This is a genomic window from Rhodoferax sp. GW822-FHT04A08 (assembly GCF_058801025.1).
The window spans coordinates 136,588-148,936 of the sequence record NZ_JBXAMW010000002.1 but is presented as its reverse complement, the minus strand read 5'-3'; the positions used below and the strand labels follow the sequence as shown (position 1 = coordinate 148,936).

The following is a 12,349-nucleotide window of genomic DNA, read 5'->3' as shown; positions in this document are numbered from 1 at the left end:
ACGTGACGACAAGATGCGACTTGCCGATTCTGAGATACTTATATGCGACTTGCAAAGAAAACCATTTGGACAACTTGGTTTGCCATCATTCTTTCAATGCGTTTTCACGCCACTTGCCCAACATCTTAAGGAGCGACGATGACGGAGATTCGTGAGTACAAGGACTCAACTGACCGCATGCAAGTCATTGAACTCTGGCGCACTGTCTTTGGTTACGAAACTGCGCACAACGAACCCACCCTGACGATCGCCAAAAAGATCGCAAACAGGGATGGATTGTTTTTTGTTGCGACGGAGGGCACGGGGGTCATTGGTACCGTCATGGCAGGCTACGACGGGCATAGGGGATGGCTCTACGCCGTTGCTGTACATCCTGAGCGGCAACGGTCTGGGTTGGGGCGCAGACTAGTGCAAACTGCCGAAGCTGCCCTTATTGCAGCCGGCTGCATGAAAGTGAACCTTCAGCTGCTTGCTTCGAACGAAGCAACCGCGGCTTTCTACAAGTCGCTTGGCTATGTTATCGAGCCGCGTGTGAGCATGGGCAGGATTTTGCATGTCAATGTCCCGCCCACCAATTTAGCGTCTCAACTCTGAGTCAGCTGGCTTCCGAGTGGTGCCCTGATGAGTCTCTATCAAGAGCGCAATTTCAGGCTGTACTCGATCGCCTCCATAACGTCTTGGCTTTGCTTCTTTGTGCAGGGCCTCGCGGTATCCTGGTTGACATGGAAGCTCTCCCATTCTGCAGGTACGCTCGGTCTGGTCAGTTTCTTGAGTGTTGTTCCCTATTTCATCTTTGGGCCATGGGCCAGTGTTTTGGCCGACCGGCACAGTCGGCTCAAGATACTGCTTGTTGCATATTTTCTGGCGTTCGTTCAGGGAATGGCGCTTGCAGTGACGTCGTACTTTGAAGTGCTCAACGTTCCCATGCTGGCTGCGCTCACATTTGCAGAAGGGGCAATTCTCGCCTTCAGTGTGCCCGCCAGTTACGGACTGCTTCCTCGTGCGGTGAGCCGCGAGAACCTGTCCGCGGCGATTGCGTTCAGCTCTTCATATCGGACACTAGCCATGTTCTTGGGACCTGCACTGGCGGGTGTTCTGCTTGCGAAGTTCCCAGTCTCCATCTCTTTTCTGGTCAACGCGCTTGCATATCTGCTGTTCTTGGTTGTCCTTGCGAAGATGCGACTCACGAGCCCGGTGGCTCCTGTCGCAAGCTCTGGAAGCAGCATACTGAGTGACTACCTGGACGGCTTGAGATATGCGATGAAACATCCAATGATCGGCCTCCTGCTGTTGCTTACATTTTTCAATGATGGTCTGCGTGGACTCACCGGCAAACTGATGCCAGTCTTCGCCGACAGGATATTCCCCACCGCCGCATCCAGCGGCTTGGCGTTGCTGGCAGGAGTGACTGGCGTTGGTGCGGCTCTGGCCTCTATTGCGCTGTCGAGAAGTCGTTCGCACCAAAAGAGCTGGTACGTCATCCAGTGGGGCTTTGCATTTGCCGTTGCTACAACCATAAGCTTTGTGGCAACCAATAGCATTTGGCAAGCAACCATCAGTAGACTGGTGTTTGGGATAGCAGCTGAATCCACATTGACGTCTACGCTCATCCTTCTTCAAAGCAATCTGGACGACCGATTCCGAAGCAGGGTTATGGGCAACGCATTCCTGTTTTCGCAAGCTGCATCCTTGGCGCTGATTGGTGTGGGGCCAATGTCGGCGTTAATAGGACTTAACCAAGTAATCTATTGTTTTTGCACGCTGGCCACCGTTGCACTCTTCGCATTCTGGTATTCGTTTGGACGCTGGTCTCACATTACGACAAATTGGAATTAGTCGTTACGCATATGAATTGGGAGTTGTGCGAGTTCAAGAGTCGCTTCGCAATGTTTTCGGACTCCAGTACGATGCCACTGAAAATTTTTTGGCGATTGCGGTAACTGAGAACCTTTGCTTGCCCGATCGTTGCATCTAATTGCACCCTGAATTCAACACAAAAGGAGATGGCGATGACACACATGAGATGGCCTACCGTTGCAGATATGGAAGCGATGGTGCCTGCGCCGCAGGGCTACAGCCTTGAGTTTCTTCACCGTAAGGACATTCTCACCATCATCGAATTAATCAAGTCATGGCATCCCTCAGTGTCTGTTGGAGCTTCCGCTCCGTATTCACGAGAGGCCTTCTATCTTAAGGAAGTGTCCCTACGTGGAGAATCAGAAACTGACGTCGCGGTATGCGTTATCAGAAAGGGCGAGGAGGTGATCGGGATGTCAGCCAATGCGAGAGACCAGGATGCCCTGACGATTCAGAACCGTTTGACCGTCATCTGTCCTGCGCACCGGAAAGGCGGTGTGTTTCACTGGCTCTTCCAACTTCTAGAACCAGTCGGCAGGGCAATGGGTTGTGAGTATTCCTACGCAATGGTTACATTGCACTATCCGCCCGTCCAAATGCTTTGTGAGCAATTTGGCTACCAGTTAGCCGGCATCGTGCCCGGGTTTGACAGGGAACTTGTCGCACCGGGCGTTGTTAAGCGGGTGTACGAGGCCCTTTACGCAAAGCCGCTTGTTGCTGAGGCCGAATTGCTGTTCCCGGACAAAAGACAGCTCCTTCCAAAGGTTGCTGCATTATTGGATCAGCTTTATCCTGTCGCTGCAAAACAGCAGTCCTGAAATCGGCGTGCGTTCGGACGCACACAACATTCCTCAGACGGTAATTGCGGTACCTAACGTTGGCCAATTCCGACCGGTCGCGACTGGTAAATTTGGACCGGAAGCGGTCCTTTTGTGCGCTCCAAAGCGGACCTCTACGCATCTAAGTAACTGTGTAAAGTCCAGCGTCGGCAGTGCCATTTGGTTCCTATGTGGAGATGTAATGTTTACGGTTTCTTCGCCAGCGCTTGCGTGGGTCGTTATATTTTTTTCTGGTTCACTTGAAATAGTGTTTTCTATTTCGATGAAGTTCTCGGATGGCTACAGTCGCCCGTTTTACAGCGCTGTATCCGTCTGTTCAGCAGTTTTAAGCGTTTGGCTTGTGAGCACTACGCTTGAGATTCTTCCAATTGGAACTGCCTATGCAGTTTGGGCGGGTATTGGAGCTGCTGGAACGGCGCTTATAGGTGTGCTTTGGCTGGGCGAGCCTGCAACACTTATGCGCTTTATCTGTATCGGCGCGGTAGTGGCAGGCATAGTTGGCTTGCAGCTTATTGGGACAGCGTAGAGCACGCTCATTGCCTCTATTGCTGAGAAAAAAACTGAGACCGCTATCGCGGCATCTTCTCGAAGTCGCTCAATGCGGCAGCTTGGAAGGCGGGCAGGGTTTCACAGTGTTCGGCCAGGGTGATCAGTGCAGCGTGTGCGGTGGGTGACAACACTTGGTCCATCCGATCTCGCATGTACCAGATCAGCGTGGTGATCATGACATCGGCATGGGTGAGCGTTGCCCCGCAGGCATAGGGTGTGCCGAGGCGCCGTGTCAGTTCATCGAGGCCAGCGCGGGCCTGTCCAAGGCAACGGTCAAGCCAGTCGACGCTTCGATGTTCGGTGGAATGGAAATGCCTCTCATAGACCACAGCCGCGATCTTTTCGAGGGTGCCCTGCGCCAGTGCCGTCATTTGGAGGACGCGTCGGCGCGTGGGGCCGGAGGCGGGAATCAGCGCCGCGTCGCCCACCTGTTCGTCGAGATGATCAAGGATGGCGGCGCTGTCGATCAGTACCTCGCCATCGTCAAGGACGAGGGCTGGAATGCGGGTTAAGGGACTGATCTTTCCCACTGCCGCCGCATCGCCAAAAATTGAGCGGGTGTCGCGAGTGAAGGGTATGCGGTAGTGATGCAGCGCAATAGCGACGCGGCGGGTGACGGGGCTGTCATATTGGCCGACGAGGATCCTGGACGGTTCCCTATGTGTTGGAATTTCAAATGCGATTTTCAAAGAGCCCTGAATGTATCCGGTGACGCACAAAAACCATTCTGCGCAACAGCCATTACGCGCAAGCTTGATCTGTGAGCGTGCAAGAAAGTGGGTGAATTTGCCGACTTGCAATAGTCGTTGACCGATGTCAGTAGGGTGGGCAAAGCTGCCATTTTGCGATTTGTCACGTATGTTGGGTCTTGGCCTACTCCTGGATTGGAGACCCCTAGTAGGTTTGCTCCGCAGTTGCCTTTCATACCGGCAAGGACTGGGCCAGAAAACAGTCATTCCGATTTGCCAAATTGAGAATTTTTTCACAATATGCAATGCGGTTCCAATGTTAAATGGAACTTGGTCAACTTTTGCTTTGAGTCGCGCCAACTCCCTTAGTTCCTGAGCAAAGTTAGGTTCAAATGGTATCTAAAACAAAATTTTGACGTTTTTGCTTACTGAGTAGTGGTTCAGAAGACTCATGACGACGCGAGAATTTGGAGACACGTTGGAATACGCATACACCCCTGCAGCTCGTGACGAAAATGAGGACGAGCGACTGAAGGCTCTGCGCAGCCTTGATGTACTTGACTCCGAACCCGAGGCGGAATTTGACGCCTTGGTAAGGGTGGCATCCTTGATTTGCGAAGTTCCTGTGTCGCTTATTAGTTTGGTGGATTCGCAACGCCAATGGTTTAAAGCAGGGGTAGGGTTGCCAGGCGTGTCTCAAACGTCGCGCGACATTGCATTCTGTGCTCATGCCATCCTTGGAGACGATATTTTCGAGGTAGAGGATGCGGCCCAAGACGGTAGATTTGCCCACAATCCTTTGGTGGAGGCAAGCCCTCATATCCGCTTTTACGCCGGGTGTCCTATACGGCTGAGCAGTGGATTCAATGTGGGAACATTGTGTGTAATTGATCAAAAGCCAAATAAGCTGACTTCAACGCAGCGCGAGGTATTAAGCCAACTGGCAGTAGCTGCAAGTCGAGCACTTGAAGGGAGGCGATCCCATCTTGAGCTAAAGCGCCAACAAGATGAACGTCACAACATGTATGAGTCCACACCGGCCATGTTGTACTCCATCGAGCCGAACGGAACAATCGCTTCAATCAACAGCGCATTTGCGAGTAGATTGGGATTTCGCTGTGAAGAAATGTTGGGAGCGAAGCTTTCTGAATTCATGACGCCTGAATCAGCGAAATTCGGGCTTGAGGTTGGACTACCTCGGTTGCTATCACAGGGCCTTGTTAAGGAAGTTCCATATCAATTTGTTACCCGTCAGGGAGAGGTGGTTGACACCCTGGTGTCTGCTGTTCTCCAGCGTGATGCCACAGGTGTGCCAATTTACAGCCTTTCCACGGTAGAAGATGTTACCCAGCGATTAAAGGTCGAGCGCGAGCTGCACCTGGAGCGTCGACACTTAGAGAACATCATCAAGGGAACCAATGCAGGAACCTGGGAGTTAGACCTTGTAACTGGAGAAGACAAGGTCAATGAGCTTTACGCACAGATGCTTGGCTACGATGTCCCAACGATAGTTGCAAAGATCGCAGGACGTTTCCAGAACATTGTTCATCCCGAAGACCGAGAGCAAGTGGAAGCACATTGGGAGTCCCACATCAATGGTTTGACGGACGCTTACGAGGCGGAGTTTCGTGTACAGCATCGTAGTGGTCACTGGATCTGGATACTGAGTCGTGGACGAGTCGGCGAGCGTGATGAAGGCGGTAAGGCGCTCAATATTTCTGGCATTCATCTAGACATTTCTGCTCGTCGTAATGCGATTGACGTTGCAAATCGTGCCTTGCATGATTTGCAGAATACGTTAAATGCCATTCCTTCTATGGTTGGTTATTGGGATAAAGAATTGAAAAATCGATTCGCAAACAACGCATATGCGGATTGGTTTGGTGTAGACCCTAGCCAGATTCAGGGAATGCACATTTCTCAAGTTCTGGGGCCTGAACTGTATGCGTTGAACTTACCCCGATTGGAGGCAGCGCTTCAAGGTAAGGATCAGTCATTTGAGCGCGAAATTCCGATTAAGGGAAGCAACGAAATCAAACACACGATTGCACGCTACATGCCAGATTTTGTAGAAGGCAAAGTGCAAGGGATCTACGTGTTTGTAGTGGATGTCACGGAAATAAAGAGTGCTCAACTTCAACTCAAGGAGTTGAATATAAAACTGGAAGAGCGCACTTTGCAGGCGGAGGCTGCGAACGAAAGCAAGAGCGCTTTCTTGGCAAACATGAGCCATGAAATTCGTACGCCGATGAATGCAGTATTGGGGATGCTGAGTCTGTTACAAAACACAGAGCTTACAAAGAGGCAACTGGATTACACCAACAAGGCTGAAGGTGCGGCTAAAGGTTTGTTGAACTTGCTGAACGACATCTTGGACTTTTCCAAGGTAGAGGCTGGCAAGATGGCTCTGGAGAATGCTCCTTTTCAAGTGGATTCACTTCTTCGTGAATTATCCGTAGTGTTGTCAGCGAACTTGGGAAGCAAGGAGGTCGAGGTTCTCTTTGATGTAGATCCAACTTTGCCCGAAGTCCTAGTTGGTGACGTTACACGGTTGAAGCAGGTCCTTGTCAACTTGGGTGGAAATGCGATCAAGTTCACTGCACAGGGTCAGGTAGTGATACGACTAAAAAACATCCAAACGATCGATTCACACGTAAGAATTGAATTTGAAGTTCAAGATTCCGGCATTGGCATAGCCGCAGAGAGTCAACAACATATTTTTAGTGGTTTCTCACAGGCAGAAGCATCCACCACCAGGCGATTTGGTGGAACGGGTCTTGGCTTGGCGATCTGTAAGCGCCTCATTGCCTTGATGGGTGGTGACATTCAACTATCCAGTGAAGTCAGGATTGGCAGTACCTTTTGCTTCTCTTTGAGCATGCCATTTGTGCAAGATGTGCCTGGCCTTGGTAACACCCTGAAACACTCTGTGCCGATCCACAATGTGTTGGTGATAGATGACAATTACTTTGCACGCGATTTGATTGCCAAGATGGTGCGATCTGTTGGGTGGACGGTCGAAATGGCGGCAAGTGGTCCGCTTGCTCTTGAGTTGATTCACCAGAAAATTGCTGAGGATTCGCCTTTTCCTTACGAACTTGTATTCGTGGACTGGCAGATGCATGGAATGGATGGGTGGGAAACTACGCATCACTTGCGCGAAGCTGCAAGGAAATGCTCTGGACCCGCTCCCGTTGTGATTATGGTTACGGCGAATGGACGCGATGACATAGCGCACCGCTCAATGCAAGAGCAGGAGACCTTGAACGGGGTTCTTGTCAAACCCTTCACCACGTCAATGTTGGTTGAAGAGGTGGTAGAGGCATCTTCAGAAAAATCTACCTTGCTTAGGTCGACTAACGGACGAAGCAGCTTGAGACAATTGGCGGGAATGCGCATTCTGGTGGTAGAGGACAACTTGATCAATCAGCAGGTTGCCGATGAGTTGTTAACGGCCGAAGGTGCGATCGTATCGCTGGCGGCGAATGGACAACTTGCTGTTGAGGCTGTTGCCTCTGCAGCACCTCAGTTTGATGCGATTCTGATGGACATCCAGATGCCCGTACTTGATGGCTATTCTGCGACAAAGATAATTCGTGAAGAATTGGAACTTAAGGAGTTGCCCATCATTGCGATGTCCGCCAACGTAATGGCATCTGATCGTGAAGCATGCCTTGCAGCTGGCATGAATGACCACGTTGGTAAACCCTTTGACATCAGCAATTTGGTTTCGATACTCATTCGCAACGATAAACATCGCTCCGCTGAAAATGAATGGATTGATCCACGCCCAACCGCTGATCAGAAGCTGGTGCTTGAAGATATACCAGGTCTGGATATGCGATTGGCTCTAGGAAGAATGTCTGGCAATCGGGCCCTTTACACACGAACTGCACAGGACTTCATAAGGATCTTGGATAGTCTGATCCCCGAGTTGAAGCAAAAGCATTCTTCCGGAGATAGCCAGCAAGTAATTATGCGACTCCATACCCTTAAAGGTAATGCAGGAACGCTTGGGGCGAGCCAGCTTGCGGCACAAGCTGCTGAGCTTGAAATTCAATACAAGTCGAATAATTGGATACCGGACTTCGACGGACGCATGGATGAATTGGCGCCTGTTATCAAGACCACTAAGGCCAAGTTGTTGGATGCCATTCATAGTCTGTTGTCACCGAATGCATTGTCGGCTTCAGCCAAGAGCAAATCAATGAGTGATGCCGAGGTCTTCGACGTCTTGCGTCAAATCGCGGCGTTGACTGCGGCCTCTGATATGGAGGTGTTAATGTATTTCGCTGAGAATCGGGAGGCTCTACAAAGCCTTCCGGGCCAATTGTTTGATCAGCTGGATGAAGCGCTTCAAGAACTTGATTTCAATGCGGCGCATGCATTGTGCCTGAAGGTTCTTTCGGACTCACATTGAAGACGATCATTGGCTGCGAGCTTCAAGTTGCTGGTCAAGTCGACGGATTCAACCGGTCGAAGCAACAAGTTGGCTGAATCGACCAGCAGGTGTTTCGTAGTTTAGAGTTTTCCTGGGACGTTCGTTTAATTTTCTAGCCATGTCACTAGTTATCGCCAGAATGCCGCGCACGGCTCCGTGACGTCGGTTGAACAGGCTAGCAATCTGCTCTAGGGATTCTCCCTTCTTCCAGCGCTCCCACATCAGCGTCTTCTGGCTATCTGTATAGAAGGTTCTTGTCCGATACTTCATTTACAACACTCCTTCTGCTTACGCAGTATTTAGTGTGTTGCATCGACCGGTTGAATCCGCCCGGCGAAGCTGAGACTGGGCGACGTGCCTTGCGTCATTTGGTTGAGCCGGGTTCATAGACGTACTTCTTAAGCATCGCACTCAGTTTATGCTGCGATTCAAGGGTAGACAATTTGCGATCAAATTCGGGAATAAGAGAAGCGCAAGGAGACTTCTTACTGAAGCCAAAGTAGACTCCTTCATCTGAAATTGGTGGCAATAGATACTTTATCGGTAACCCTTTCCGCCCCTGTGGACTTTCGAGTTGTGCGACCCCCGCGAACTGGCTCGTTATGAAGTAGTCAACCTGACCCTCCCTTAGCCGCCGGAAATTCTCCTCCATGTTTCCCCTCTCTATGATCTTCAGCTCTTTCGGCCAATACTCGTCAAACCCTTCTCCGAACTTGTCCCCCAGGCTTATGGCGCCTCGTCTACCTTTTAAATCAGACCATTGCTTGTAGTTGAAGCCTCTGTCATCTCGGACAAAAACCACGACTGGATTTGGGAAAGAACGGCCTTCTGTGAAGGTAAGATAGGCAGAACGCTCTGGTGTCTTTCGAAGGCTTAGCACCAGGTCGATTTCCCCGCGTTCGGCCATAAGTAGTACCCTGTTCCATGGATAAACAACGGGTTTTAGTGTCACACGGTCTGGCCGAAGTCTGTCAAGTAATTCGATGCTCGCGCCTGCCAAACGGCCGCCATCTACTGCCCAGTGATACGGTGGATACCGCGGATTGGCAGAGTAAACAATCGTCTCGCATTTTTCAGAAACATCGGCAGAATGAACCACGGTGCTGGCGAACAACTGGCCTGAGACTATCACCACGAAAATTTGTGTTGCGTACCGCATGTGATGGCCCCTTTCTGGTCCGCCGGATGTTGTCACCAACTCTATCCCACATTTCGTTTTTGGGACACCCGCTTGGTAGTTCCGTTCGCCACATTACAAAGTCGAGTTAAGAGAACTTAGTTCCGGTATTCCATACCAGTTTTAGTTCGGCAAGTGAAGCACGGATAAAACATTCAAATGTCGGCTTCCGCGGCGAACCGGCGGTACACCTTCATTGACATTCTGCCACCAGCAACGGACTGGAAGCCGACTTTCCCGACGCTCCCGAGCAAACCTCAAAATGTTGTATCAGCTAGTGCCCGCGAGGCGATTCCTTACCGGGATTTCCAATGTAGTGTTCGGTTGAACTGTGACCGTTGAAATCTTCAACAGCCACCTTAACGTGAGACGTCACTGAAGCTATTGCAACAGAGTTTAAGAGTGTAATTTGCACCATAATAAGCACGCGCCCTACCGCCATCTGGCAACGGATTGGCCACTTACCCATTCTTTGCAATGCAAACCTGAACCCAGTGAGCCAAGCCCTACAAACTTCCAACCAAAACCTGCTAGATCGGTTCTACAAGATCTATTTTTCGATCGTCTCGTTTTTGCTGGTGGTGGGTGTTCCCTTTGTCTTTCACAGGAAGCTGGTTACTGCGATAGCGCTCTCCATCTTGCTGGTGCTGGTGTACCAAGGGTGGCGGATGAACCTGCGTGGTCAGACACAAAAGTCGTTGTGTATCTTTGCCACCGGCATATGGGTCGTCATGATCGGCCTGATGTTTGGCGGCCTGCCGCCACCCTCGGCCGGGGCCGTGGTGATGGTGATGATGTTGGCCATCGTGGTGCACTTACGCGCGGCCATCCTGTTCAGCGTGGGTTATATGCTGGCCTGGCTGCTCTATCTGGGCCTGCGCGCGGCGGAGATTTTGCCCGCGCCATATTTCCCGGGCACACCCATAACGGCCTGGTTTATTGGTGCCGTGTCGCTGGGCTTGGTGCTGCTGCCTGTGCCCGACCTGGTCAAGAAGCTGCGACGTGCCACCTTTTTGCAGCAGGCCGTGATCGAGGCCGCCACCGATGGCATTCTGGCGATTGGCCCCAGCGGAGATGTCGAGACCTATAACCAGCACTTTGTGGACCTGTGGAGCCTGCACTCGGCCGACCTGGACAGCTGCAGCTGTGAAGAGGTTCTGGCCCACATAGCTGAGCAGCTGGTCGATCCACCGGCCTTTTGGCATAGGCTAGAAGCCCTGTACGCGCAGCCCGAGAACAGCAGCTTTGACACCCTGCGCTGCAGCAACGGCCGACTGTTGGAACTGCGTTCCACCCCTCAGCGCATGGATGGGCAAAGCCGTGGCCGGGTCTGGAGCTTTCGCGATGTCACCGAAAGGGAAAGCACGCACGCAGAGATCCAGCGTCTGGCCTTTCATGACGCCCTCACCCAGCTGCCCAACCGGCGTCTGCTGACCGAACGGTTAATCAAGATCCGAGCGATCGAAGAGCGCCACCATATTTACGGCGCACTGCTTCTGATTGACTTGGACCACTTCAAGACCCTGAACGACACCCTGGGCCATGACAAGGGCGACTTGCTGCTGCAGCAGGTCGCGCAGCGACTGACCGCCTGTGTGCGCGCTCGAGACTTGGTGGCGCGCTTGGGCGGTGACGAATTTGTGGTCATGCTCGACGGCCTGAGCGAGCAACCTGAAAGCGCAGCAGCGCAAGCAGAAACCGTGGGTGAGAAAATCCTCACCGCGCTGAACCAACCCTACCAATTGGTCGACCGTGCCTTCAGCAGCACGCCCAGCATTGGCGTGGCGCTGTTTAACGGCCCGCATTTGTCCAACGACGAATTGCTCAAACAAGCCGACTTAGCCATGTACCAAGCCAAGGCCGCTGGGCGCAACACCATGCGCTTTTTCGACCCTGAAATGCAGGCAATTGTGACTGGCCGCGCGCTATTAGAGGATGACCTGCGCGAGGCCCTGAAGCAATCTCAGTTTATGCTGTACTACCAACCGTTAGTGGCCGGTTACGGCCGACTGACCGGTGTGGAGGCCTTGGTGCGTTGGCAACATCCAGAGCGCGGCCTGGTGTCACCAGGAGAGTTCATCCCCCTAGCCGAAGAAATTGGATTGATCCTACCGCTGGGCTTTTGGGTGCTGGAAATCGCCTGTGCCCAGTTGGCGCAATGGGCCAAGCGGCCTGACATGGCCCATCTGACCATTGCCGTGAATGTCAGCGCCAAGCAGATGCACCTGCTGGATTTTGTAGATCGTGTGCTAGGTGTGGTGGCTCGCACCGGGGCCAACCCGCAGCGGCTAAAACTAGAGCTGACCGAAAGCCTGCTGGTCGCCAATGTGGAATCCACCATTGGCAAGATGACCCAGCTCAAAGCCCATGGCATAGGCTTTTCGCTGGACGACTTTGGTACTGGCTATTCCTCGCTCTCCTACCTCAAGCGACTGCCACTGGATCAGATGAAAATCGATCAAAGCTTTGTGCACGACATTTTGACCGACCCGAATGACGCCGCCATTGCCCGCATGGTGGTTGCCTTGGCGCAAAGCATGGGGCTGAATGTCATTGCTGAGGGTGTGGAGCAAGAAGCACAGCGCGTGCTTCTTGCGCAAATGGGCTGCCACGCCTACCAAGGCTATTTGTTCTGCCGGCCACTGCCGCTGCCCGCCCTGGAGGCCTTTGCTCAAAACAACCTGACTGCAACCAGCACCGTATGAAATAGCACCCGCTCTTGCTGGCGGTCACTTCGCACCGCATGGACCTGGCGATAAGCATTGACTGCGATCGCGGTGAACCAGCGGCACACCTT

At 52.2% G+C, this 12,349-nt stretch carries 8 protein-coding genes and 1 pseudogene; 6 read left to right on the top strand and 3 right to left on the bottom strand.

The window, feature by feature from the left end; all coding sequences use genetic code 11:
• The first annotated feature begins 138 nt into the window (after window positions 1–138).
• From AC1RMF_RS05210 to AC1RMF_RS05195, 4 genes are all read left to right on the top strand, one after another.
• Window positions 139–594: a GNAT family acetyltransferase gene (locus tag AC1RMF_RS05210; RefSeq protein ID WP_493140155.1), complete on the top strand. Its 456-nt coding sequence runs from the start codon at window positions 139–141 to the stop codon at window positions 592–594.
• Window positions 595–621: 27 nt separating this feature from the next.
• Window positions 622–1,836 (top strand): MFS transporter, encoded by a 1,215-nt coding sequence (locus AC1RMF_RS05205; protein WP_493140153.1) that lies wholly within the window; start codon window positions 622–624, stop codon window positions 1,834–1,836.
• Window positions 1,837–2,009: 173 nt separating this feature from the next.
• A complete protein-coding gene (locus AC1RMF_RS05200) occupies window positions 2,010–2,675 on the top strand; it encodes a hypothetical protein (protein WP_493140151.1) in 666 nt (221 codons plus the stop codon).
• A gap of 202 nt (window positions 2,676–2,877) precedes the next feature.
• A complete protein-coding gene (locus tag AC1RMF_RS05195; protein ID WP_342616280.1) occupies window positions 2,878–3,222 on the top strand; it encodes a DMT family transporter in 345 nt (114 codons plus the stop codon).
• A 43-nt stretch (window positions 3,223–3,265) separates the two neighbouring features.
• On the opposite strand, the gene AC1RMF_RS05190 is transcribed toward AC1RMF_RS05195, so the two are convergent.
• Window positions 3,266–4,045, bottom strand: a complete 780-nt coding sequence (locus AC1RMF_RS05190; RefSeq protein ID WP_493140150.1) for a glutathione S-transferase family protein — start codon at window positions 4,043–4,045, stop codon at window positions 3,266–3,268.
• Between the two features lie 340 nt (window positions 4,046–4,385).
• Here AC1RMF_RS05190 and AC1RMF_RS05185 point away from each other — a divergent pair, with 340 nt between their 5' ends.
• The gene (locus AC1RMF_RS05185) at window positions 4,386–8,354 is read left to right on the top strand and encodes a response regulator (RefSeq protein WP_493140148.1); all 3,969 of its coding nucleotides are present in this window, start codon (window positions 4,386–4,388) and stop codon (window positions 8,352–8,354) included.
• Window positions 8,355–8,507: 153 nt separating this feature from the next.
• Here AC1RMF_RS05185 and AC1RMF_RS05180 read toward each other — a convergent pair.
• Window positions 8,508–8,645: pseudogene (locus tag AC1RMF_RS05180) on the bottom strand (IS30 family transposase); the annotation flags it as partial.
• A 94-nt stretch (window positions 8,646–8,739) separates the two neighbouring features.
• Entirely contained in the window at window positions 8,740–9,534 is a 795-nt protein-coding gene (locus tag AC1RMF_RS05175; RefSeq protein ID WP_493140146.1) for a substrate-binding periplasmic protein, read from the bottom strand.
• 512 nt (window positions 9,535–10,046) lie between these two features.
• Between AC1RMF_RS05175 and AC1RMF_RS05170 the strand changes: the two genes are divergently transcribed.
• Window positions 10,047–12,257, top strand: a complete 2,211-nt coding sequence (locus AC1RMF_RS05170) for a putative bifunctional diguanylate cyclase/phosphodiesterase (protein ID WP_493140144.1) — start codon at window positions 10,047–10,049, stop codon at window positions 12,255–12,257.
• Window positions 12,258–12,349 lie beyond the last annotated feature (92 nt).